Below are 22,793 nucleotides of genomic sequence, written 5' to 3' on the forward strand. Positions count from 1 at the left end.
TAAGCTTTGCAAGCTTCATCATTTGGCAATTCTTTTATAAAGTTTAGTATGCTTTGTCCTTCAAATACTTCCATAACGACTGTTTTTAAAGACATAAAAATACAGAAACTAAATGACTAACTCAATTCTTTTATTTTGCCACAGATTAAAAAGATTAGCACAAATTAATCTGTTTAAATCTGTGTAATCCGTGGCTAAAAAATAAAAACTAAAAGGAAAATGCAGTTTTAATTGTTTGTTTTACCACAATTCGGCTACTTCATTTTTGATAAAAGCTAAAGCAGTATTACTTGGTGATGTTTTATCAAATAACTCAGTTATAACAAGAGTTCTTAATTCATCAGCATTGGTTACTTTTTCATTTTTAGCTGCTGTGCGAATCGTTTGTATGATTGTATTTTTGGCAGTTAAAATAATAGCCCAACACTTATCTGAAACATAAATTTGCTGCGCAATATTGTGTTCAAATTCCTGTTCGATTTGAGCAATTACATAATTCTCATAATCGTTTTTATCATTAGAAATAGGATTGATACGTACCATTAATTGCGAAGGATTAATGCGCTCCATCAACAAAGCCATTCTTTCGTAGGCTTGCAATCTTAAAGGCAAAGCAATTTTTTGATTGTCTTTTTGCAGCAACCAACGTCGGGTGTTTTGTTGGTCTTTAAAATGGGAATTGAATAAAAAATAGGCAACTCCGCCTGTTATTAATGAAGGAATTGTATAAGCTAGAATTTCTATGATTTTTGTTGAATCCATTTTGGTGTAAAATTTTGAAAACAAAAATATACTTTTTGTGTGTATGTAAAAAACTATTACGCAAAGATTCGCTAAGAAACACAGAGAGACACAAAGGATTTTAAGCTTTTTCTTTGTGAAACTTTGCGTATACTCTTTGCGAATCTTTGCATTATATTTTTCAAGCTTTTTTAGCGAATCTCTGTGAAATAAATCAATATAGTACTCTTTTTAAATCTGAGTCTATATTTAATTCTTAAATACTTATTTTTGCATAAATAGACAAAATACAATGCAACAATATATATCCCAACTTAACGAAGCACAGCGCGAACCCGTATTACAAAAAGACGGGCCCATGATTATTATTGCCGGTGCCGGTTCCGGAAAAACACGTGTACTGACTATTAGAATTGCCTATTTGATGCATCAGGGAGTTGATGCTTTTAATATTTTGTCGCTTACGTTTACCAATAAAGCGGCGCGTGAGATGAAAATCCGTATCTCGGATATTGTGGGCGCTAGCGAGGCTAAAAACCTTTGGATGGGAACTTTTCACTCTATTTTTGCTAGAATTTTACGTTCGGAAGCAGATAAATTAGGGTATCCTTCGAATTTTACTATTTATGATTCTCAGGATTCGCTGCGTGCCATTTCGGGAATTATCAAAGAAATGCAATTGGATAGAGATGTTTATAAACCAAAACAAATCTTAAGCCGAATTTCGACTTTTAAAAATAGTCTGATTACGGTAAAAGCCTATTTTAATGATCCTGATTTACAGGAAGCCGATGCGATGTCTAAGAAACCTCGAATGGGCGAAATTTACCAAAATTATGTAGATCGTTGTTTCAAATCGGGAGCGATGGATTTTGATGATTTGTTGTTAAAAACGAATGAATTACTGACTCGTTTTCCGGAGGTTTTGGCTAAATACCAAAATCGTTTCCGTTATATTTTGGTTGATGAGTACCAGGATACCAATCATTCTCAATATTTGATTGTTCGCGCTTTATCGGATAAATTCCAGAATATTTGTGTGGTAGGTGATGATGCGCAGAGTATATATGCTTTTCGTGGCGCCAACATCAATAATATCTTAAACTTCCAAAAAGATTATCAAGGCGTAAAAACCTTTCGATTAGAACAAAATTACCGTTCGTCCCGAAATATTGTTGAAGCGGCAAATACTATTATTGATAAGAATAAAACAAAATTAGATAAGGTGGTTTGGACTGCCAATGAGTTTGGCCCAAAGATAAAAGTGCATCGTAGTTTGACCGATGCCGAAGAAGGACGATTTGTTGCCAGTACCATTTTCGAACAAAAAATGCAAAACCAAATGACCAATGGCCAATTTGCTATTTTGTATCGAACCAATGCGCAATCACGCGCTATGGAGGATGCATTAAGAAAAAGAGATATTCCGTATCGAATTTATGGAGGTTTGTCTTTTTACCAAAGAAAAGAAATAAAGGACGTTTTGTGCTATTTGCGATTGGTTATCAATCCAAAGGATGAGGAAGCCTTAATGCGTGTTATTAATTATCCAGCACGTGGAATAGGGGATACTACTGTCGAAAAACTGACTGTGGCCGCTAATCATTACAAAAGATCGATATTTGAGGTGATGCAGAATATTGATCGTATCGATTTGAAACTGAATTCGGGAACCAAACAGAAATTGCAGGATTTTGTTACGATGATTCAGAGTTTTCAGGTGATTAACGAAAATCAAGATGCTTTTTATATTACCGATCATGTTTCTAAAAAAACAGGATTGGTTCAGGAATTGAAAAAAGATGCCACCCCCGAAGGAATGGCAAAAATCCAGAATATAGAGGAATTATTAAACGGTATTAAAGATTTTACCGAAGGTCAAAGAGAAATTGATGGCGCTCGTGGAGCATTATCTGAGTTTATGGAAGATGTAGCTTTGGCAACTGATTTGGATAAGGATACCAGCGATGAAGATCGTGTGGCTTTGATGACGATTCACTTGGCAAAAGGATTGGAATTTCCTCATGTTTTTGTGGTGGGAATGGAGGAAGATTTGTTTCCGTCGGCAATGAGTATGAGTACCCGTTCGGAATTAGAGGAAGAACGTCGTTTATTTTATGTGGCTTTAACAAGAGCGGAACATCAGGCGTATTTAACATATGCACAATCGCGTTACCGTTGGGGAAAATTAACAGATAGTGAACCTTCGCGTTTTATTGAAGAAATTGATGCACAATTTTTAGAATATCTAACGCCTGCCGAAAGCAATTATCGTTTTAAACCCATGATTGATAAGGATGTTTTTGGCGATGTAGACAAGTCTAAATTACGCTTAGCTAAACCTTCGAATGCTACGCCACCAAAATACATTACAAATAATCAGCCCAAACCTGAGTCAGTTGTTAGAAAACTAAAACCAGTTTCGACTAATGCGCCTTCAGGAGCAGCGAACTTATTTGATAATAAATTGACCGCAGGAAATATTGTGATGCACGAGCGTTTTGGTCGTGGCCAAGTAATAAATTTAGAAGGTGTTGGTGCCGATAAAAAAGCAGAAATCAAATTTGAAGTTGGAGGAATCAAGAAATTGTTATTGCGATTTGCTAAATTGGATGTGATTGGGTGAGATGAAAAAATCAATTAAAAAAATATGTCGATTTCTGGATTCGGAAAAAGAGTTTGATTGTTGTTTTGAAGAGACTAATAATGGTAAAGAAATAATTCTTGAAGTTTATAATTCAGGTAATCAAGATTATGAATTTCAATCATATTATGAAATAATTCATATTGAAGAGTATGGAACTTATTTTACTTTTTTTGGATGTCAATATTATGAGAAATCAAATAATATTTTTTATAAAATAGAAGGCTTTTTTAAAGATGTTTTGATAATTAATTTAGATGATATAAAAGTTAAAACTTATTCAATTCGATTGCCAAAGTATTTAAATCAAATTTTTGAATCTAAATCATTCATTGTAGATGATTTGAATTATTCTTATAAAGATTTATACAGTATAAATTAAAATCTTTCTATCCAATATAAATCATCTATAGAAGAATCGATAATAGGAAATTATTCAGTAACTTATGATCTACTTATTACTTTAAAATTTACTTATGATAAAGAAGTTGAACTGGAAGTTGTCTATAATGATTTAAATATATTAAAGCAGTTTTTCGATTTTAATTCTGGAATTTCAAATAGCATAATCCCTTATTCTTTAAAAATTCAAAAGACTGAAGAATTAAAAGTTTCAAGAAGAATTTCGAATTTTTCTGAAGAACAATGTTATTTATATTTATCACAATTTAATAGTAGATTCTTTATTAATGTTATTGATGATGAAAAAGAAATATCTAAACATAACCTCAAATCGTTTTTTAAATCGAGACAGGACAAAAGGGAGGATATTTTTAGAATTATAAAAAAATGGTATGAAAATGAAAAATATAGTGTTATTTATCAATACTATATTGATTGTAATGATTGGTTACAAGATAGTAATCGATTAATATCAAATGTAATGTTTAATAATAAATTTTTGAATGTTATTCAAGCATTAGAAAATTATCACAGAATAACATTTGGTGATGAAACTAATAATAGTGATTATGAAATAGATTTTAGTAAAAAATTAAATTATTTAAATCTGATTTTAAAAAAGGAAAATAATGATGAATTAAAAAAATGGATTTGTAAGAAATTAAAAGGGGTAAACAAGGGAAAAAGAGATTTTACATTATCAGAGAGACTCGATAAAATTAAAGATTCTTGTGATTTAATGAAAGACATAAATATTGTAGATTTTTCAATTAATTCCAAAAATAAGAGGGATAGCTTATCACATGGAAATATTAATGAGGTTTTTCAGGGTAGGGAATTAGATATGTATTATAATTATTCATTGTTGTTATTATTATCTTCTATTTTTAAAACGTTAGATATTAAAGAAGATAAATTGGAATATTTATTCCAAAATAACTTTCAAATTTTGTCTAAAAAAAATGTAATTAAAGGAAATTTAAATCAATAAAAATGGCAGAATTTATAAAAATATACGAAGACAAACCCTCTGAAGCAGCTATTGCTAAAGTGGTTAAGGTTTTAAGAGATGGTGGTTTGGTAATTTATCCTACGGACACTGTTTACGGTTTGGGTTGCGATATTACCAATTCAAGAGCTTTAGAACGCATTGCGAAAATTAAGGGAGTAAAGCTTGATAAAGCTAAATTCTCGTTCATTTGTCATGACTTGAGTAACCTATCCGATTATGTGAAGCAAATTGATACCGCTACTTTTAAAATTTTAAAGAGAGCCTTGCCAGGACCTTATACCTTTATTTTGCCGGGAAATAATAATTTGCCAAAAGAATTCAAAAAGAAAACTACGGTGGGTATTCGTGTACCTGAAAATAATATTACTCTAGAAATTGTAAGACAACTTGGGAATCCAATTGTTACAACTTCTATTCGCGACGAGGATGATGTAGTAGAATATACTACTGATCCAGAACTTATTTTCGAAAAATGGCAAAATTTAGTAGATATGGTTATCGATGGTGGTTATGGTGATAATGTGGCTTCTACTATTATTGATTTATCAGGACATGAAGCGGTTATAGTCAGGGAAGGAAAGGGAGATATTGATATTTTGTAAGAATAAGTCTTAGATTGTTTAGGATAATAGAAAATGGTTTGGTTAATTAGCATATAATTTAGCCAAACCATTTTTTATTTTATGAAAAACTTTTGTTTCTTTATATTCTTATTTCCTTTCTTTACTTTATTCTCTCAAAATGTTTTAAAAGGAAAAATTTTAGACAAAGATAATATTCCGCTAGATGGTGTAAATATTTATATTGACGGAACTACATTTTCAACTATTTCGGATACAAACGGAAATTTTGCTATTAAGTACGAACCTAAAGCTAATACTATTTTAGTAATTAGCTCGATGGGATATCAAACCCAATACCTTTCAGGTCTGGACGCTACTAAATTATTGAATGTTAGTATGTTGGTTTCGAAAAACGAACTTAAAGAAGTTGTGATTACCACAAATGAATTATTTAGCAGAGAGCAGAAATTAAAACTATTTAGAGACTATTTTTTAGGTAAAACAAATAATGCAAAATCGACCATCATAAAAAACGAATCAGATCTTCGTTTTAAATATGACAAAGAGAAATTAATTTTTACCGCTTCATCAGATAAACCTTTGACGATTGTAAATGCTTCTTTAGGATATAAAATTGATTTTGAATTACTAGCTTTTGAAGTTGCTTTTGATAAATTAAGCATTAATTCTAATCATGTTATAAGAAACTTTTATGAAGGCGTAAGCAGTTTTGAAGATATTGATAATTCAGTCGCTGTTCAGGAACGAAGAGAAAAAACGTATCAGGGATCTCAAATTCAGTTTTTTAGAAATTTTGCTAAAAAAGATTGGGGAAAAAATAAATTTTTATTGCTTTATGGCGATGAAAGTATCGATCCACTTAAAAGTTTTAGAATTATTGAAGAAAAAGATTTTGTAAAAGTTGAAATTTTACCACAACCAAAAGGCGAAATTCAAAATGAAGATCTTAAAGATATCATAGCATTTTACAATATAGCCTTTGATAGAAACGAAAAATCCAGGGTTACTTTTCTAACGGATAGTTTTTACATTTATAAGTACGGAAATAATTCTAATATTGAAAGTATATTATTTTCAGGTAAAATTTCGGAAAAGAAAGTAGGCGATATGTTACCGCTTAACTATGGTATAAAGTAAATTTTTATGTTAAAAAAAAACGTCCCGAATTTTTCGGGACGTTTTTATTATTATAAGGCAACTGAACACTAAAAACTGTTCACTGACCACTGTCTTATTTTTGTTTTTTCATCTCTTTTTCAACCATATCATAGAATTGGTCAATTTTAGGTAAAACAACGATACGAGTTCTTCTATTTCTAGCTCTGTTTTCAGCTGAACTGTTGTCAACTAAAGGTATGTAAGAACTTCTACCTGCAGCGATTAATTGCTCTGGTTTAACTCCTAATTCATTAGTTAATACACGAACAATTGAAGTTGAACGTTTTACACTTAAATCCCAGTTGTCTAATAAGATATTGTTTCCTATATAAGGTACATTATCTGTATGTCCTTCTACCATACATTCAAAATCAGGTTTGTCGTTTACCACTTTAGCTACTTTAGCTAAAACCGCTTTTGCTTTATCAGTTACATTATAGCTTCCGGATTTAAATAATAATTTGTCAGCGATAGAAATAAACACTACTCCTTTTTCAACATTAATTTCGATATCTGGGTCATTTAAACCAACAGCACTTTTTAAACTGGTAACAACAGCTAGTGTAACACTGTCTTTCTTAGTTAATGCATCTTGCATTCTGCTAATTTTTAAGTCTTTTTCTTTGATAGATTCTAAAGCTTTTTCAATGTTTTCAGCACCTTTTGTGGTTAAAATTGTCATTTCCTTAGAAGTATTGATCAATGTTTGATTGTGCTCTTTCAAACCTTCAACTCTGGCTGATAATCCTGCTTTTTCTTCAAGACAAGCATTTAATTTAACAGTAGCCGTATTTAATAAATCTTGAGTTTCTTTGTTTTTGGCTTCTAATGCAGTGTATTTCTTTTTAGATACACATGAAGTTAAAAGAGCTAGTACCGAAAGGGCAATTACAACTTTTTTCATATATTTTATTAGTTTTTGAGTTTTTACAAATTTAGTTTTTAATGTTTAGAATGTAAATATAAATTAATGTTAAAATTATTTTACAAAGATCTTGCCATTCTTCACATAGTAATCAATAACGATGCTTTTCAGTGTATAGTATTGTTTTGATTGAAAATTGTCTCTTTTTTTATAAGTTTTTGAAAATAAGGAATAAAAGGAAAAATGTGCTTTCAAAATGGCCCAACAATGACTAAATTTTCCTTGTGAAATAAAATGAACTCCGGCTATTCCATCTAACAGCATTCGAACAATTAAGACTGAAAACAAACTTTCTTTGGGTAAATTTTTGACCAGCATTAATAATGAATTTCGAAAATTCAGAAAAGTTTTTTTTGGATTTCCTTGCTTCAAAGTAGCACCACCAACATGATAAACGACCGAATTTGGGTTGTATTTAATCTGATGTCCTTTGTTTTTGACACGCCAGCATAAATCAATTTCTTCCTGATGTGCAAAAAAATCATCATCAAAACCTTTTAAGTCATGGTATACTTTGCTTCGAATAAAAAAACAAGCTCCCGAAGCCCAAGTAATTTCACGAGCATCATTATATTGTCCGTTATCTTTTTCAATAGTTTCAAAAATGCGACCACGACAATAAGGATAACCGTATTGGTCTATGAAACCACCGGCAGCTCCCGCATATTCAAAATATTCTTTGTTTTTAAAATCCAACAGTTTAGGCTGAATAATAGCTGTTTTAGCTTCGTTTTCGAAAGTTTCTAAAATAGGTTTTAACCAATTTTCAGTTACTTCAATATCCGAATTTACCAATGCATAAATTTCGGCATCAATATGTTGTAAAGCTTCGTTATAGCCTTTGGCAAAACCATAATTCCCTGTGTTTTTTACAATTTTCACAGTTGGAAAATGTTCTTCAACAAAGGAAATAGAATCATCGGTTGAAGCATTGTCGGCAACATATATACTAGCTTCAGGCGAATATTGAACGACAGAAGGTAAAAATTGTTCTAATAATTGGATTCCATTCCAATTGAGGATAACAACGGCTATTTTTTTCAATGTATTTTATTTGTTTTCTTAGTTATAATCGGGAAGTTCAGCTAGAAATTGGTATTTTTCATTCTCATAATCCATTTGGCAAAAATAATGATTCAATCCATTGCTTACCATCAAAAAACTAGATTTCATCGTCATATTGTAGCGTGCAATTTGGTCAAAAGTCCCTTGGGTGATTTTTACTTCGGGTGCTTTGCATTCGACTAAAATATGGATAGAGCCATCAGTATTAAACACGACTACATCGTATCTTTTTCTTAATCCGTTGACCAATAATACTTTTTCAACGTTAATCAAGGATTTTGGATATTTTTTTTCTTCCAATAAAAACCGAACCACATGCTGACGAACCCATTCTTCAGGTGTGAGAATGATAAATTTTTTCCTGATTTCATCAAAAATAGCCGTTTTATTTTCGCTATTTTTGAAACGAAAAGTATAAGCTTGAAAATTGAGTTTTTGCATGGAGCAAAAATAGTTATTTTGTTTATAGTTTATGGTTTGTTGTTTCGCAAATAAACCATAAACCATAAACTCCAAACTATAAACCAAAAGAATGGACGAAGTCATAAAAATTGTAAACGATATAAAAGCGGGTAACATCAAACCTATTTATTTTTTGATGGGGGAGGAACCTTATTATATAGATAAGTTATCGGATTATATTGAAGAAAATATTTTGTCTGAAGACGAAAAAGGATTCAATCAAACGGTGATGTATGGCAGGGATGTATCGGTTGAAGATATTGTTTCGACAGCTAAGCGTTACCCAATGATGGCGGAGCGTCAGGTTGTGATTGTAAAAGAGGCTCAGGATTTGACTAAAACAATTGACAGATTAGAAAGCTATGCCGAAAACCCAATGACTTCAACGGTTTTAGTACTTTGTTACAAATACAAAACCCTGGATAAAAGGAAAAAAGTGACTAAGATGATTGCCAAATCAGGAGTGATTTTCGAAAGTAAAAAATTATACGAAAATCAGGTAGGCGATTGGATTAAGCGTGTTTTGTCAGGAAAAAAATATGCTATTGAACCCAAAGCTTCGGCAATGTTAGTCGAATTTTTAGGAACTGATTTGAGTAAAATAAACAACGAACTCGAGAAATTACAAATTATCTTACCGAAAGGAAGCACTATTTCTCCAAAAGATATTGAAGAAAACATTGGGTTCAGCAAAGATTTTAATGTCTTTGAATTGCGAAAAGCTATTGGAGAACGCAATCAATTAAGAGCGTACACCATTGCTGAAAATTTCGCCAATAATCCTAAAGAAAACCCGATGGTTGTTACCACAAGTCTGGTTTTTGGATTCTTTATACAATTATTAAAATACCACGGATTAAAAGATAAAAATCCTAAGAATGTAGCAGCTGTTTTAGGAGTAAATCCCTTTTTCTTAAAGGAATACGACCTGGCTTTGAAAAATTACCCGATGCGAAAAGTAAGTCAAATAGTAGCTGCATTGAGAGAAATTGATGTTAAAAGCAAAGGAGTAGGAGCTAATGCCTTGTCTAATGCTGATTTATTGAAAGAAATGCTGTATCATATTTTTAATTAGCATTATAAATTAACGATATTTGCATTTTAAATAAAATACCAGAATAATGGGAATGAATAAGAATACCATCTTAGGATGGGCTACTTTTATAATGATTGTAATGGGATTAATCTTAATTGCTCTAGGAATCTTCAAATACCGTGATGTTTCAGGTATTGGATTTGCTGCCGTGGGAATAGGATTTTTTGCTATTGCATGGGTTTTTAGTTCTCTAAAAGGAAGAGTTTAATGTAGTTTTTGGTTTGAAGTTAATAGTTTGTAGTTATGGCAACAATATCAAAATTTGAAGAATTAGAGATTTGGCAAAAAGCAAGAGAAATTTGCCAATACGTTGAATTATTAATTCAGACTACAAATTTAAAATCAAATTTTTCTCTGAAAGATCAAATCGACAGAAGTTCAGGTTCTATAATGGACAACATAGCCGAGGGGTTTGAAAGGAATGGCAATAGAGAATTTATTCAGTTTTTAAGTATAGCAAAGGGTTCTGCTGGTGAAGCAAAATCACAATCTTATAGAGCTTTTGATAAAAAACTAATTTCAGAAGAACAACATTTGAAACTAAATGAAATGATTGAAATTGAAAAAAATAAAATAGGTTCGATGATGAACTATTTGAATAATTGTGAAATTAAAGGATTAAAATTTAAATAATAAAAAGAGGAGTTTGTAATTGGCAAACTATAAACAACTAACAAAAAACAATAAACTTTAAATTATGTCAGACGATAAGAAAGTAATATTCTCAATGCAAAAATTGAGTAAAACCTATCAGGGAGCAGATAAGCCAGTGTTAAAAAATATTTATTTGAGTTTCTTTTACGGGGCTAAAATTGGTATCCTGGGTTTAAATGGTTCAGGAAAATCTTCACTTTTAAAAATTATTGCCGGAGTTGATAAAAACTATCAGGGTGATGTTGTTTTTCAACCGGGTTATACGGTAGGATATTTGGAACAAGAACCTATTTTAGATGATTCTAAAACTGTTATCGAAATTGTTCGTGAAGGAGCTGCGGAAACAATGGCAGTTTTAGAAGAATACAATAAAATCAATGATTTATTTGGTCTTCCAGAAAACTACGAAGATGCAGATAAAATGGACAAGTTAATGGATCGTCAAGCTGCTTTGCAGGACAAAATTGATGCTTTAGGAGCTTGGGAAATTGATACCAAATTAGAAATTGCAATGGATGCTTTGCGTACTCCAGACGGAGATACGCCAATCAAAAATCTTTCAGGAGGAGAGCGTCGTCGAGTAGCTTTATGTCGTTTGTTGTTGCAACAACCTGATGTATTGTTATTAGATGAGCCTACGAATCACTTGGATGCTGAGTCTGTACTTTGGTTAGAACAACATTTGGCACAATATGCAGGAACTGTAATTGCTGTAACGCACGATAGATACTTCTTAGATAATGTTGCGGGTTGGATTTTGGAATTGGATAGAGGAGAAGGTATTCCTTGGAAAGGAAATTATTCTTCTTGGTTAGACCAAAAATCAAGCCGTATGGCACAAGAAGAAAAAGTAGCTTCGAAAAGAAGAAAAACTTTAGAGCGTGAGTTGGAGTGGGTTCGTCAAGGAGCAAAAGGCCGTCAAACCAAACAAAAAGCACGTTTGCAAAACTACGATAAGTTGTTAAACGAAGACCAAAAACAATTGGATGAAAACTTGGAAATCTATATTCCAAATGGTCCAAGATTGGGAACTAATGTTATCGAAGCCAAGAATGTTGCCAAAGCCTTTGGAGATAAATTATTGTATGATAATTTGAATTTTACTTTGCCACAAGCAGGAATTGTTGGAATTATCGGGCCAAACGGTGCTGGTAAATCGACTATTTTCAAAATGATTATGGGTGAGCAAAAAACGGATAGTGGTGAGTTTTCTGTTGGTGAAACTGTAAAGATCGCTTACGTAGATCAGGCGCATTCTAATATCGATCCTAATAAATCGATTTGGGAAAACTTTGCTGACGGACAAGAGTTGGTTATGATGGGAGGAAAGCAAGTGAATTCAAGAGCTTATTTATCTCGTTTCAACTTTGGTGGTGGCGAACAAAACAAGAAAGTATCGATGCTTTCTGGTGGAGAACGTAACCGTTTACACCTGGCAATGACTTTAAAAGAAGAAGGAAACGTATTGTTACTGGATGAGCCAACGAATGATTTGGACGTAAATACACTTCGTGCACTTGAAGAAGGTTTAGAAAATTTCGCTGGATGTGCTGTGGTTATTTCGCACGACAGATGGTTCTTAGACCGTATTTGTACTCACATTTTAGCTTTCGAAGGAAACTCTGATGTTTATTTCTTCGAAGGAAGTTTTACCGAATATGAAGAGAATAAAAAGAAACGTCTTGGTGGTGATTTGACTCCGAAACGTTTGAAATACAGAAAGTTAATCAGAAGTTAATTTTTTGATTGAGACTAAAAAGGGATGATTTCTTGTAAATCATCCCTTTTTTTATTTGTTTCCACTCAAATATGTGTTCTACATTACTTTTTATCTAATCGTCTCAGTATTATATCTGCTTGTTGTGAGATAGTTCTAAAATAGTTTGCATCTTTTTGAACTTCGTCAAAATGTTTATTCAATATTTCTCTTCGGTTTATTTCGCTGTCAAGTTCACTATATTCAATTATATTGATTAATCGTTGTTTTTCATAGTATGGAAGATCGTAAAGTTGAATTTCGTTTAACTTGCTTATTAATTTTTGTCTATACTCGACATCATGATATTGTTTATTGTCACGAAGTCTTAGACAAGCAGCAATTACTTCATCTTCATTCATAGAAGAAAGAACAATCTCTATTAACTCCTCGGTAGAAGGTTCAGGAAGTTGAATTAAGATGGCGTTTTCACCTCTATGGTATTCTGAATTAACTTGGGATTTTAACCAAAACTGTCCAGTTTTATTATCAAGATATTTAGTCGACAAACCATTTTCTAATGTCTCAACTTTTATTAATTCTTTTAAAAAGTTGGTAATTAAACTGTTGTTGGAGTATAATTTTCTAGGTTCCATGTTTTGAACTTCCACTATTTAATTATGAATGGCTAAACTGAAGGTTGCTTAAATTTTTATAAATTCCGTTTTCTAAGGCAATTAATTCTGAGTGTGTTCCTTGTTCACTAATGACACCATTATCAATTACTAAAATTTGGTCGGCAGAACGAATCGTTGATAAACGGTGCGCAATAATAATGCTTGTTCTTCCTTCCATTAAAATTTCTAAAGCTTCCTGAACTAATTTTTCACTTTCACTGTCTAACGAAGAAGTAGCTTCGTCTAATATTAAAATACTTGGATTTTTAAGTAAAGCACGGGCAATGGCAATACGTTGTCTTTGACCTCCAGAAAGTTTGATTCCTCTTTCTCCCACAACAGTTTCCATTTTTTCTGGAAAACTTTCGATAAAATTAATTGCGTTAGCTTGTTTGGCTGCCAATAGAATTTCGTCGTCAGTGGCATTTGGCTTTCCGTAAGCGATATTTTCTTTTATCGTTCCACCAAATAAAATCACATCTTGAGGCACAATACTCATGTTGCCACGAAGATTTTCCAAATCAAAATCATAGATGTTTTTATCATCGATTAAAATTTCACCTTTTTCAATATCGTAAAAACGCAATAATAAAGAAGCAATGGTTGATTTCCCAACACCACTAGGGCCTACAATAGCAATTTTTTGACCAAATTTAGCCGTGAAATTAACATCTTTCAATACTTGAATTTCTTTTCGGGATGGATAGCTAAAAGCAACATTTTTGAAAGTAACATTTCCTTTTATTTTTTCAATCGAAGCTGTATGTGGAGTTGCATTGATTTTTTCAGGAGTTTCTTCTAATAATTCGAAAACACGTTCTGTAGCTCCAATTGCTTTTTGAACCTGAGCATACAATTCGGCAATTCCACCCGAAGAAGCACCTACATAACTGGAATATAAAATGAAAGTAAACAATTCACCCACAGTGATTTCACCACCAATACTTAATTGAACTCCATACCAAACCACAGCCACAATGGTTCCAAACAAACAAATGATAATAAAAGAAGCAAAATAACCTCTTAATTGCCCGCCTTTGATAGCAACTTTTACTACTTCTTTAATTTTTCCCTGATAACGGGCAATTTCGTACCATTCGTTAGCAAAAGCTTTTACAATACTAATTCCTTGCATGGTTTCTTCAACAACCACCTGACTTTCGGCAACCTGATCTTGTACTTTTTTGGAATATTTTCGAATAAAACGACCAAAAAATACCGCAGCAACTCCTACCAATGGCACCACAGAAACCATCATAATTGTTAACTTGATATTGATACTGGCAAGCATTACAAAACTTCCAATAATCAATATAAACTGACGTAGAAATTCAGCAATGGTAGTGGTTAAAGTATCCTGTATTTGGGTTATATCGTTACTGATTCTACTGTTTAGTTCTCCAACTCTTTTTTGCGAAAAGAACGTCATAGGGAGTTTTACTAAATTAGTATACAATGCTAATCGAACATTAGCCAAGGTATTTTCGGTAAAGTTGACAAACAACGACAATCTAAAAAAAGAAAACACCGATTGTAATATTAAAACTAATCCCAATCCTAAGGCAATTTGGTTCGCTAAGCCGGCATCTTTTTTATTAACGCAGTCTACTAACATTCCCATAAATTTTGGAAAAGCCAATGCAGTTACACTGGTAAGCAGTAAAAAAATCAAACCGATATAAAATTTCCAACTGTTGTTACCTGCATATTTAAAGATAATTTTTGCCTTATTAAGCGAGCTTGCCGTTATTTTTGATTTGGGTAAATCATTCTCTTTGTATCTAGCCATTCTTGAATTTTATTTTAGAATACAAATGTACTACTATAAGGCAGTGATAGCAAAAAAATATGCCAAGCCTGAGTTTGTTTAAAAGACTGTATTTGAGACTTAAAGAAAATAAGCCTGATTTTTTATTGATTTATTTTCAAATTTTGCTTGCAAATATAAAATCTAGCTGTATATTTGCACTCGCAATCAGCAACGATTGCAACCTAATAAAATAGGGCGATTAGCTCAGCTGGTTCAGAGCACCTCGTTTACACCGAGGGGGTCGGGGGTTCGAACCCCTCATCGCCCACCAAGAAACTCCTTAAGAAATTAAGGAGTTTTTTTATGTTTAATATTTAATAAATTCTTCTAGGCTAGGATTACCAGTCAAACTATCTGATTATTTCAAAATAATTAGCAAAATAATATTAGGATATAATTATTTGCGTTAATTTAGTTCATTGATGGTTTATTTAAACACATGATTTTCGAATTTACAACAGCTCCCGGCTTTGACTTTATTAAATTTTTCGCAAAGCATATCAATGCTAATGTGAGAGATAACTATATGGAAATTCCAAATACACTGGGAGAAGGATATGTGCGTAAAGTTGGTTTTGGGAATGATTTCAAATTAACGATCCATCATTATACACTTAAGGAAGATTTGATTATTAAGCGCAATCCTTCCCCAGAAACAAGTAGCATACGCACTTTTTTCTTTTATAATAAAAAACAAAATCTTGAAGTTAAATATGAGAACGAGGAAAATGTACCTTTCTCACAAAAGAGTGATGCCTCTATACTCTTATCTACAAATGACTTGAAGACAGAAATCCGTTTTCCTGCTGACATTAATATCCAATATGTAGTAGTTGCAATTGCGGCAGATAGACTACGCTCGATCTTATCGATTGATAATCCCAACAGCATAATAAAAACGATTACAGGGGAAAACGCTTCGTTTCTCTTCTTCGAAAGTCTGGATACTGAAATGCAATTGCTTCTTAAAAACATTGTATCTGTTGACATGAATAATTCTATGAATAATTTTTATGTACAGATTAAGGTACAGGAATTAATGTACTTGCTTTTTAATAAGCTGTCGCTGAGGGAAAACACGACTTTTAGAAATGTAAATAGTAACGATGCCGAAAAACTTTTGGTCATTCGCAACGAAATATTGAGTGATCTTAGTACCCCGCCAATTTTAAGTGAATTAGCAATCATTGCTTTGATGAGCGAAACGAAACTCAAGCAGCTCTTTAAACAGACATTTGGAGATACAATTTATAATTATTATCAGAAGGCCAGGATGGAAGAAGCCGCTTTTCTGCTGAAACAGGCGAAACATTCCGTTTCTGAGGTTGGCTACGAGTTGGGATTTTCAAACCTTAGCCACTTCAGCCGATTATTTGAGAAGCAGTACGGCATTACTCCCAAGAAGTTCTCCTATACTACATAACTTCTTTACTTAAAAATTAAACATTACCTGTCGGATAGGACTATTATTGCGTCTTTTTCGGTTATTTTACCCATTAAGTAACTTGTAAATTTGTCATATAATTTTAAATGTGATAAAATGAAAAAGTTACTTATGCCTTTTGAGAAAGGCTCCTTGAAATTAAAAAATCATCTGGTAATGGCACCGATGACACGAAGCAGAGCCATAGGCAATCTTCCCAATGAAATAATGGCAACCTATTACGCACAACGCTCAGGTGCAGGTCTGATAGTTACCGAAGGTACTTCTCCAAGCCCCGAAGGACTGGGCTATCCACGTATTCCCGGAATTTATTCTGAAGCACAGGTTGCGGGCTGGAAAAAAGTCACGGATGCTGTTCATCAAAACGGATCAAAAATTTTCTTGCAGCTAATGCATACCGGACGTATCGCCCACGTTGCCAACCTGCCTGACGGAATTCAGCCCGTAGGGCCTTCGGATATTAAGGCGGCGGGTGAAATTTTTACAGATTCCCTTGGCATGCAGGAACACTCCGTTCCGGTAGCCCTTAGTTTAGATGGCATAACCAGTGTTATTGCCGATTTTGTGAACGCTTCTAAAAATGCAATTCTTGCCGGTTTTGATGGGGTAGAGCTTCATGGTGCCAATGGATATTTGCTGGAACAATTCTTGAACCCGAATGTAAATAACAGGGAGGACAAATACGGTGGGAACATAATAAACAGAAGCCGTCTTACATTAGAGATTACCGAAGCAATTACCGCTGCCATAGGCTCGGATAAAGTAGGTATTCGTTTTTCTCCGTTTTCCCAATTAAGTGATCAAGGGGCTTACGATACAGAAGAAGTGCATCAAACATATACTTATTTAAGCAGTGAATTGGACAAATTAGGGATCGCCTATATCCATCTTTCGACCAATCTGGAAATTCCTGAAAAAACATATAAGGCAATCCGTGCAGTATTCACGAATACTATCATAATCTGTAACGGCCTCACTCCGGAAACAGCAGAAGAAAAGCTGTTGGATAACTTTGCAGATCTTGTTGCCTTTGGGCGTGGATTCCTTGCCAATCCTGATTTTATTAGTCGTATCGAAAAAAATGTTCCCCAGAATGATGTAGACTACAATACATTGTATTCTCCAGGCGAAGCAGGCTACACTGATTATCCACTTTACACTTCAAAATAATGAAAGCAATTCAATACAAAGACTATGGAAGTTCAGCTGTGATTGAACTGGTTGATGTTCCGATACCGTCGATCCAAAGTGAAAATGATGTTTTAATCCAGGTTAAGGCGGCAGGCGTGAATCCGATAGATATGAAAATACGCATGGGATTTATGAAGGAAACCCGTCCCGTGGAAATGCCCTTTATACCGGGCGGTGAAGCTGCGGGAATAATTGTTGCCGTTGGAGCGGGTGTATCTAAATTTAAAGTAGGTGACGAGGTCATTGCCCTTACAAGGAAAAATGCTTATGCTCAATATGTGACTGCAAACGAAAATTTTGTTTTGCTGAAACCGAAAAGTCTGTCCTTCGAAGAAGCGGCTTCAATAGTTGTCACTATAGGGACTGCACAATCAGTACTATTTACAGAAGGAAAATTAGAAAAAGGTCAAAAAGTTCTAATCCAGGGCGGTGCCGGTGCTGTTGGAGGTGCTATGGTGCAAATGGCAAAAGCTGTCGGCGCATACGTTATTGCAACAGCATCCGGAAATGGTTTGGCATTAGCAAAAAGCCTTGGTGCCGACGAAGTGATTGATTATAAATTGGAGGACGTGGCCAGTATTGCTAAAGATGTTGACTTGGTGGCAGATACCGTTGGTGGTGAAACTCAGAGAGAGCTTTTTCAGATTTTAAAGCCTGGTGGTAAACTATTGAGTATCGCCACGCCACCATCACAGGAGCTGGCGGGGCAATACAATGTGAATGCCTATTTTGTAGCTTCCGACATATCGCCTAAGACCTTGCAAAACGGAATTGACCTAATAAAAGCCGGGAAATTCCAAACAATTGTTTCCAAAATATTTAAGCTTGAAGAAGCGGCAATAGCCCAGGATTTCTTAACGGCTGGCGGAGTAAATGGGAAGGTTATTCTCCTTGTAGAGTAAAAGAAATAGCATTATTTAGCAAACAAAAAGACTGTCCTAAAAGGTTTTTTTTGTTTATAGACTTTTTTATAAGCAAATTTCATTATTTCTTTAAAGAAAGTCCTCTTGGCTAATCACCTTCGTGAAGCACTATATCAGAATGTAGAAAAAGTGTAAAAGTTGGTGATTAAGTCAATAAGTCCAAGGAATAAAGAGGAATATAATTGAGAAAACCTAAAAGCAAAAGGTGTTTTTTTTCTAAGACAAAATCCAAATAAAATTGATACAAAATTTATTTTCTGCAAAAAGCTACATCATAATAAAAGTTAAAATATTTATAAAAAGATTAAAACATTTTATAAAATAAACTTTTTAGTATATTTTTGCCCTGTAAAATAATATTATGATGTTGACAAAAGCTGAAAGAACAAAACAATTTATCATAGAAACAGCGGCACCAATTTATAATCAAAAAGGAATTTCAGGAGCTAATATTGATGATGTCCTGGATGCTACAAAATTGACAAAAGGCTGTCTTTATGGTCATTTTGAGAACAAAGAAGATCTCTCCCTGCAGGTTATTGATTATATGATTGAAAATAATTCCAAAAAATTAGTTTCAATGATCAGCAAAGAGAAAACAGCTAAAGGAAAAATATTTACCTATTTTGATTTTTATAAAGATCCAATAGAAACTCATATTAAAGGTGGCTGTCCTTTAATTAATATGGCTGTTGAATCTGACGATAATTTTCCTGTTGTTAAGGAAAAAATAGCCGAAGTATTTAGACAAGGCCAAAATATGTTTGTTGAAATTTTAAAACAAGGTATTCAAAATGGAGAATTTTCTAACGACCTCTTACCTGAAATTTATGCTTTTAAAGCTGTTGCCGCAATTGAAGGAGCAGTTGTTATGTGCCGCATTATGAATACAGCAAAACCAATGCAGGGATTGATAAAAAGTTTAAAAGTTGAACTAGGAAATTATTCAGTTTAATTTTTTACATTAAAATATACTTTTTAGTCTATAGTTGATTGGTGAAAAAGCAGAAGAATAAGTGAAACAGCTTATAAAATATACTAAAAAGTCTAAAAGTGATCTAAAAACTAATTTATAAAATAAAATAATTATGAAACAAACAATTTTAATAACAGGTGCATCATCAGGTTTTGGTTTGCTAATTGCAAACGAGCTACACAAAAAAGGTTACAACGTAATTGGTACAAGCAGAAACCCGGAAAAGTATACATCATTACCATTCAAAATGATAGCTTTAGACCTAGATTCAGAGCAATCCATAAACACTTTTTCTGAAAGAATTTTCAAGGAAATAAATCAATTAGATATTTTAATCAATAATGCAGGTTTTTTAGTCTCGGGCATTGCAGAAGAAACACCAATTGAATTAGGAAGACAACAATTGGAAACCAACTTTTGGGGAACCATCAAGGTAACAAACGCTGTATTGCCTTATTTTAGAAAACAAAAATTTGGCAAAATTATAACCGTGGGTTCAATTGTTGGGTTGGTATCATTCCCTAATGCTGCTTACTATGCCGCTTCTAAACACGCATTGGAAGGCTATTTCAAAGCATTGCGTTACGAATTGAATGGGTTTAATATTAACGTAGCTATGATTGAACCGGCTGCTTTTAAAACAAACATTGTAGATAACTCATCATCACCAGTAAATAAAATTGAAGATTACAATGTATTAAGAGGAAAAATCGAAAATTTCACTAAGGATTTGGTAGAACAAGCCGAAGACCCTTCAATGGTAGCAGAAAAAGTGCTTAAAGTAGTCCAGGCAAAAAATCCTAAATTTAGAAACATTGTTGGAAAGGGTACTTCTACGTTACTGAATCTTCAACATTTCGCTTATGGGATTTTAGAAAAAAATGTTCTCAAAAAATTAAATAATTTTTAAAATAAAAAAATGAAAGCATTTATAATAAAAAAATACAGTAAAAAAGAAAAATTACAACTTACCGAAGTAGCGGAACCAATTGTAAAAGGAAATGAGGTTTTGGTTCAAATTCACGCAGCAGGTGTCAATCTTTTAGATTCGATGATAAAGCGGGGAGATTTCAAACTCTTTTTGCCTTATAAGACCCCGCTCATAAATGGGCACGATATGGCTGGAACTGTAGTTAAAGTAGGCTTGGCTGTTAAGAATTTTAAAATTGGTGATGAAGTTTATTCAAGAGTAGGAGATTACAGAATAGGCACTTTTGCTGAATTTATTTCTGTAAATGTAAGCGATTTATCTTTGAAACCTAAAAATCTTACAATGGAAGAAGCCGCATCTATTCCATTAGTCGGATTAACTTCCTGGCAGGCTCTTGTTGAAATTGGAAAGCTAAAGAAAGGACAAAAAGTTTTCATTCAGGCTGGTTCCGGAGGTGTAGGTACTTTCGCAATTCAATTAGCGAAATACCTGGGAGCTTTTGTGGCAACCACAACAAGTACAACTAATATAGATTTAGTAAAAAGTCTTGGTGCTGATTTAGTAGTTGACTACAAAAAAGAAGATTTTGAAACCAAACTTAAAGATTACGATTTGGTGTTACATAGTAATCGTGACCCAAAAATTCTTGAAAAATCACTGCGCATTCTAAAATCCGGCGGACAATTAATTTCTCTAGTCGGACCACCAACACCTGAATTTGCCGATGCACTTGGTTTGTCTTGGCCTTTAAAATTGGTGATTAACCTATTAAGTTTTAGTGCAAGAAAAAAGGCAAAGAAACAGAATGTATCTTTTAAATTCCTGTTTATGAAAGCAGAAGGAAAACAATTAGAACAAATTACCCAGCTCATAGAGTCAGGTGTCATAAAACCAGTTATTGACAAAGTTTTTCCATTTGAACAAACCAACGATGCTATGGCTTATGTAGAATCGGGTAGAACTAAAGGCAAGGTGGTTATAAAAGTAAAATAATCCTAAAAACAAAGTAATCTTAAAAACAAAAATGAAAGCAATAATCTTAAATGAAGCAGGCAGTGTTGATAATCTACAATTTGTAGATATTGTAAAACCAACAATTAAGGATAATGAAGTTTTGGTAAAAACAATTTCATTAAGTGTCAATCCAGTTGATTATAAAGTAAGATCAAGTGATGGAGCATTAAATTGGATTCTCGGTGCAGACAGACCAGCAATTATAGGTTGGGATTTGTCAGGAAAAATAGTTGAAGTTGGAGAAAACGTGACAGATTTCAAAATTGGTGATCCTGTTTTTGGAATGGCAAATTTCCCCGGAAAAGGAAATACTTATGCAGAATTTGTTGCAGTACCATCAGCACATTTAACCTTGAAACCTGCAAATGTTTCTCACCAGGAAGCAGCATCGGCTACACTTGCAGCACTTACGGCCTGGCAAACTTTGGTAGAAAGAGGGAATGTGAAAAAAGGAGACAAAGTGTTAATTCACGCAGCATCGGGCGGCGTTGGACACTATGCCACACAAATTGCTAAACATTTTGGAGCTTATGTAATTGGTACTTCATCAGCAAAAAACAAGGGATTTGTTTTACAAAATGGAGCAGATAAACATATAGATTATGCAACAGAAAATTTTCAAGACATAGTTTCAGACGTTGATTTTGTGTTAGATACCATTGGAGGTGATACTATTTTAAAATCATTAGATATAACAAAACAAGGTGGAACAATTGTTTCAATTGCAAATAGCAATATTTCTAATGAAGAGCTTGAAAAAGCAAAATCAAAAGATGTGAATTTATCGTTTCTACTTGTACAGTCATCAGGTGATGATATGTTGCAAATTGCACAGTTAATGGAAAAAGGCATATTGAAATCGCACGTTTCCAAAACATTTTCTTTTGATGAGATTGGTGAGGCTCATTTGTATTTAGAAAAAGGCAGAACTGTTGGCAAAATTGTAATAAATATTTAAGTATAATTTTGAAACTGTTGATTAAAAAATAAAATATATGAAAAAAATAGTTAATGCTTTAGTAGCGCTAAGTATTATTACAGTATTATTATTAGGGGGCAAAAATATGTTTTTCCCTTCAGATACATTAGAATTGTATGGTATAGATTTAAAGGGAGCATTAATCCATAATACATTTCGTGGAGCCATAAGTGGAACGCTTATAGGAATTGGGCTGATGTTACTTATGGGTTTGCGGACTAAAAATAAAACTTGGTATCAATCTGCTCTATTGCTTGTATCAGTAATACTTTTTGGCAGAATATATAGCATTATAGTTGATGGTTGGGCAGATGCATTAATGCCACCAATAGTAGTAGAAGTTTTTTTAGTTGTTGTATTGTACTTTGCTTCTAAACAATTAAATGCTACTAAAAACAAGTAGAGTTGC

Annotated in this window: 23 protein-coding genes and 1 tRNA gene; 18 read left to right on the forward strand and 6 right to left on the reverse strand. The window is 33.2% G+C overall.

Annotated features, from left to right (window positions below; translation table 11 throughout):
* Nucleotides 1-240: 240 nt before the first annotated feature.
* Complete coding sequence (locus tag GTZ96_RS08535; RefSeq protein ID WP_161643109.1) at nucleotides 241-762, reverse strand: DUF7935 family protein; 522 nt, start codon at nucleotides 760-762, stop codon at nucleotides 241-243.
* A 271-nt stretch (nucleotides 763-1,033) separates the two neighbouring features.
* Between GTZ96_RS08535 and GTZ96_RS08540 the strand changes: the two genes are divergently transcribed.
* The 5 genes from GTZ96_RS08540 (at nucleotide 1,034) to GTZ96_RS08560 (ending at nucleotide 6,520) form a co-directional block, all read left to right on the forward strand.
* Nucleotides 1,034-3,367 (forward strand): ATP-dependent helicase, encoded by a 2,334-nt coding sequence (locus GTZ96_RS08540; protein WP_161643111.1) that lies wholly within the window; start codon nucleotides 1,034-1,036, stop codon nucleotides 3,365-3,367.
* Between the two features lies 1 nt (nucleotide 3,368).
* Nucleotides 3,369-3,767 (forward strand): hypothetical protein, encoded by a 399-nt coding sequence (locus GTZ96_RS08545; protein WP_161643113.1) that lies wholly within the window; start codon nucleotides 3,369-3,371, stop codon nucleotides 3,765-3,767.
* Nucleotides 3,768-4,268: 501 nt separating this feature from the next.
* On the forward strand, nucleotides 4,269-4,778 hold the full coding sequence (locus GTZ96_RS18470) for a HEPN domain-containing protein (protein ID WP_161643115.1): 510 nt from the start codon (nucleotides 4,269-4,271) through the stop codon (nucleotides 4,776-4,778).
* A 2-nt stretch (nucleotides 4,779-4,780) separates the two neighbouring features.
* Nucleotides 4,781-5,401, forward strand: a complete 621-nt coding sequence (locus GTZ96_RS08555) for an L-threonylcarbamoyladenylate synthase (RefSeq protein WP_161643117.1) — start codon at nucleotides 4,781-4,783, stop codon at nucleotides 5,399-5,401.
* Nucleotides 5,402-5,482: 81 nt separating this feature from the next.
* Nucleotides 5,483-6,520 carry a carboxypeptidase-like regulatory domain-containing protein gene (locus tag GTZ96_RS08560; RefSeq protein WP_161643119.1) on the forward strand — a complete coding sequence of 346 codons (1,038 nt, stop codon included), beginning with the start codon at nucleotides 5,483-5,485 and terminating at the stop codon, nucleotides 6,518-6,520.
* Nucleotides 6,521-6,614: 94 nt separating this feature from the next.
* Here the strand turns inward: GTZ96_RS08560 and GTZ96_RS08565 are convergent, their stop codons facing one another.
* The 3 genes from GTZ96_RS08565 to GTZ96_RS08575 form a co-directional block, all read right to left on the reverse strand.
* On the reverse strand, nucleotides 6,615-7,445 hold the full coding sequence (locus GTZ96_RS08565) for an OmpA/MotB family protein (protein ID WP_161643121.1): 831 nt from the start codon (nucleotides 7,443-7,445) through the stop codon (nucleotides 6,615-6,617).
* 75 nt (nucleotides 7,446-7,520) lie between these two features.
* Nucleotides 7,521-8,510: a glycosyltransferase family 2 protein gene (locus tag GTZ96_RS08570; RefSeq protein WP_161643123.1), complete on the reverse strand. Its 990-nt coding sequence runs from the start codon at nucleotides 8,508-8,510 to the stop codon at nucleotides 7,521-7,523.
* Nucleotides 8,511-8,528: 18 nt separating this feature from the next.
* Nucleotides 8,529-8,972 (reverse strand): type I restriction enzyme HsdR N-terminal domain-containing protein, encoded by a 444-nt coding sequence (locus GTZ96_RS08575; protein WP_161643341.1) that lies wholly within the window; start codon nucleotides 8,970-8,972, stop codon nucleotides 8,529-8,531.
* A gap of 91 nt (nucleotides 8,973-9,063) precedes the next feature.
* Here GTZ96_RS08575 and holA point away from each other — a divergent pair, with 91 nt between their 5' ends.
* From holA to ettA, 4 genes are all read left to right on the forward strand, one after another.
* Nucleotides 9,064-10,068: a DNA polymerase III subunit delta gene (holA, locus tag GTZ96_RS08580; RefSeq protein WP_161643125.1), complete on the forward strand. Its 1,005-nt coding sequence runs from the start codon at nucleotides 9,064-9,066 to the stop codon at nucleotides 10,066-10,068.
* 46 nt (nucleotides 10,069-10,114) lie between these two features.
* Nucleotides 10,115-10,297, forward strand: coding sequence for a CAL67264 family membrane protein (locus tag GTZ96_RS08585; RefSeq protein WP_026713689.1), 183 nt, complete (start codon nucleotides 10,115-10,117; stop codon nucleotides 10,295-10,297).
* Between the two features lie 35 nt (nucleotides 10,298-10,332).
* Nucleotides 10,333-10,722: a four helix bundle protein gene (locus GTZ96_RS08590; RefSeq protein WP_140485887.1), complete on the forward strand. Its 390-nt coding sequence runs from the start codon at nucleotides 10,333-10,335 to the stop codon at nucleotides 10,720-10,722.
* 64 nt (nucleotides 10,723-10,786) lie between these two features.
* Nucleotides 10,787-12,481 (forward strand): energy-dependent translational throttle protein EttA, encoded by a 1,695-nt coding sequence (gene ettA, locus GTZ96_RS08595; protein ID WP_161643127.1) that lies wholly within the window; start codon nucleotides 10,787-10,789, stop codon nucleotides 12,479-12,481.
* A gap of 83 nt (nucleotides 12,482-12,564) precedes the next feature.
* On the opposite strand, the gene GTZ96_RS08600 is transcribed toward ettA, so the two are convergent.
* Together GTZ96_RS08600 and GTZ96_RS08605 are read right to left on the reverse strand one after the other, a co-directional pair.
* Nucleotides 12,565-13,095: a hypothetical protein gene (locus GTZ96_RS08600; protein ID WP_161643129.1), complete on the reverse strand. Its 531-nt coding sequence runs from the start codon at nucleotides 13,093-13,095 to the stop codon at nucleotides 12,565-12,567.
* A gap of 22 nt (nucleotides 13,096-13,117) precedes the next feature.
* On the reverse strand, nucleotides 13,118-14,905 hold the full coding sequence (locus tag GTZ96_RS08605; protein WP_161643132.1) for an ABC transporter ATP-binding protein: 1,788 nt from the start codon (nucleotides 14,903-14,905) through the stop codon (nucleotides 13,118-13,120).
* 214 nt (nucleotides 14,906-15,119) lie between these two features.
* Between GTZ96_RS08605 and GTZ96_RS08610 the strand changes: the two genes are divergently transcribed.
* From GTZ96_RS08610 to GTZ96_RS08650, 9 genes are all read left to right on the forward strand, one after another.
* Nucleotides 15,120-15,197 (forward strand) — tRNA-Val (locus tag GTZ96_RS08610).
* A 168-nt stretch (nucleotides 15,198-15,365) separates the two neighbouring features.
* A complete protein-coding gene (locus tag GTZ96_RS08615) occupies nucleotides 15,366-16,349 on the forward strand; it encodes a helix-turn-helix domain-containing protein (protein ID WP_161643134.1) in 984 nt (327 codons plus the stop codon).
* Between the two features lie 117 nt (nucleotides 16,350-16,466).
* A complete protein-coding gene (locus GTZ96_RS08620; RefSeq protein ID WP_161643136.1) occupies nucleotides 16,467-17,540 on the forward strand; it encodes an alkene reductase in 1,074 nt (357 codons plus the stop codon).
* The gene (locus GTZ96_RS08625; protein ID WP_161643138.1) at nucleotides 17,540-18,463 is read left to right on the forward strand and encodes an NADP-dependent oxidoreductase; all 924 of its coding nucleotides are present in this window, start codon (nucleotides 17,540-17,542) and stop codon (nucleotides 18,461-18,463) included. Before GTZ96_RS08620 ends, GTZ96_RS08625 begins: the two co-directional genes overlap by 1 nt.
* Before the next feature lie 382 nt (nucleotides 18,464-18,845).
* Complete coding sequence (locus GTZ96_RS08630) at nucleotides 18,846-19,439, forward strand: TetR/AcrR family transcriptional regulator (RefSeq protein ID WP_235972919.1); 594 nt, start codon at nucleotides 18,846-18,848, stop codon at nucleotides 19,437-19,439.
* A gap of 133 nt (nucleotides 19,440-19,572) precedes the next feature.
* Nucleotides 19,573-20,370: an SDR family oxidoreductase gene (locus tag GTZ96_RS08635; RefSeq protein WP_161643140.1), complete on the forward strand. Its 798-nt coding sequence runs from the start codon at nucleotides 19,573-19,575 to the stop codon at nucleotides 20,368-20,370.
* 9 nt (nucleotides 20,371-20,379) lie between these two features.
* Nucleotides 20,380-21,384 (forward strand): NADP-dependent oxidoreductase, encoded by a 1,005-nt coding sequence (locus GTZ96_RS08640; RefSeq protein ID WP_161643142.1) that lies wholly within the window; start codon nucleotides 20,380-20,382, stop codon nucleotides 21,382-21,384.
* Nucleotides 21,385-21,415: 31 nt separating this feature from the next.
* Nucleotides 21,416-22,363 (forward strand): NADP-dependent oxidoreductase, encoded by a 948-nt coding sequence (locus GTZ96_RS08645; RefSeq protein ID WP_161643144.1) that lies wholly within the window; start codon nucleotides 21,416-21,418, stop codon nucleotides 22,361-22,363.
* A 37-nt stretch (nucleotides 22,364-22,400) separates the two neighbouring features.
* On the forward strand, nucleotides 22,401-22,787 hold the full coding sequence (locus GTZ96_RS08650) for a DUF4345 family protein (RefSeq protein ID WP_161643146.1): 387 nt from the start codon (nucleotides 22,401-22,403) through the stop codon (nucleotides 22,785-22,787).
* Nucleotides 22,788-22,793 lie beyond the last annotated feature (6 nt).

It is taken from the genome of Flavobacterium undicola, from assembly GCF_009909155.2.
GTDB lineage: Bacteria > Bacteroidota > Bacteroidia > Flavobacteriales > Flavobacteriaceae > Flavobacterium > Flavobacterium undicola.

What these genes read in the sequence shown, in the direction of transcription:
- GTZ96_RS08535 (WP_161643109.1), bottom strand. Translation starts at nt 762, where the DNA reads ATGGATTCAACAAAAATCATAGAAATTCTAGCTTATACAATTCCTTCA.
- GTZ96_RS08540 (WP_161643111.1), top strand. Translation starts at nt 1,034, where the DNA reads ATGCAACAATATATATCCCAACTTAACGAAGCACAGCGCGAACCCGTA.
- GTZ96_RS08545 (WP_161643113.1), top strand. Translation starts at nt 3,369, where the DNA reads ATGAAAAAATCAATTAAAAAAATATGTCGATTTCTGGATTCGGAAAAA.
- GTZ96_RS18470 (WP_161643115.1), top strand. Translation starts at nt 4,269, where the DNA reads ATGTTTAATAATAAATTTTTGAATGTTATTCAAGCATTAGAAAATTAT.
- GTZ96_RS08555 (WP_161643117.1), top strand. Translation starts at nt 4,781, where the DNA reads ATGGCAGAATTTATAAAAATATACGAAGACAAACCCTCTGAAGCAGCT.
- GTZ96_RS08560 (WP_161643119.1), top strand. Translation starts at nt 5,483, where the DNA reads ATGAAAAACTTTTGTTTCTTTATATTCTTATTTCCTTTCTTTACTTTA.
- GTZ96_RS08565 (WP_161643121.1), bottom strand. Translation starts at nt 7,445, where the DNA reads ATGAAAAAAGTTGTAATTGCCCTTTCGGTACTAGCTCTTTTAACTTCA.
- GTZ96_RS08575 (WP_161643341.1), bottom strand. Translation starts at nt 8,972, where the DNA reads ATGCAAAAACTCAATTTTCAAGCTTATACTTTTCGTTTCAAAAATAGC.
- holA (WP_161643125.1), top strand. Translation starts at nt 9,064, where the DNA reads ATGGACGAAGTCATAAAAATTGTAAACGATATAAAAGCGGGTAACATC.
- GTZ96_RS08585 (WP_026713689.1), top strand. Translation starts at nt 10,115, where the DNA reads ATGGGAATGAATAAGAATACCATCTTAGGATGGGCTACTTTTATAATG.
- GTZ96_RS08590 (WP_140485887.1), top strand. Translation starts at nt 10,333, where the DNA reads ATGGCAACAATATCAAAATTTGAAGAATTAGAGATTTGGCAAAAAGCA.
- ettA (WP_161643127.1), top strand. Translation starts at nt 10,787, where the DNA reads ATGTCAGACGATAAGAAAGTAATATTCTCAATGCAAAAATTGAGTAAA.
- GTZ96_RS08600 (WP_161643129.1), bottom strand. Translation starts at nt 13,095, where the DNA reads ATGGAACCTAGAAAATTATACTCCAACAACAGTTTAATTACCAACTTT.
- GTZ96_RS08605 (WP_161643132.1), bottom strand. Translation starts at nt 14,905, where the DNA reads ATGGCTAGATACAAAGAGAATGATTTACCCAAATCAAAAATAACGGCA.
- GTZ96_RS08615 (WP_161643134.1), top strand. Translation starts at nt 15,366, where the DNA reads ATGATTTTCGAATTTACAACAGCTCCCGGCTTTGACTTTATTAAATTT.
- GTZ96_RS08620 (WP_161643136.1), top strand. Translation starts at nt 16,467, where the DNA reads ATGAAAAAGTTACTTATGCCTTTTGAGAAAGGCTCCTTGAAATTAAAA.
- GTZ96_RS08625 (WP_161643138.1), top strand. Translation starts at nt 17,540, where the DNA reads ATGAAAGCAATTCAATACAAAGACTATGGAAGTTCAGCTGTGATTGAA.
- GTZ96_RS08630 (WP_235972919.1), top strand. Translation starts at nt 18,846, where the DNA reads ATGATGTTGACAAAAGCTGAAAGAACAAAACAATTTATCATAGAAACA.
- GTZ96_RS08635 (WP_161643140.1), top strand. Translation starts at nt 19,573, where the DNA reads ATGAAACAAACAATTTTAATAACAGGTGCATCATCAGGTTTTGGTTTG.
- GTZ96_RS08640 (WP_161643142.1), top strand. Translation starts at nt 20,380, where the DNA reads ATGAAAGCATTTATAATAAAAAAATACAGTAAAAAAGAAAAATTACAA.
- GTZ96_RS08645 (WP_161643144.1), top strand. Translation starts at nt 21,416, where the DNA reads ATGAAAGCAATAATCTTAAATGAAGCAGGCAGTGTTGATAATCTACAA.
- GTZ96_RS08650 (WP_161643146.1), top strand. Translation starts at nt 22,401, where the DNA reads ATGAAAAAAATAGTTAATGCTTTAGTAGCGCTAAGTATTATTACAGTA.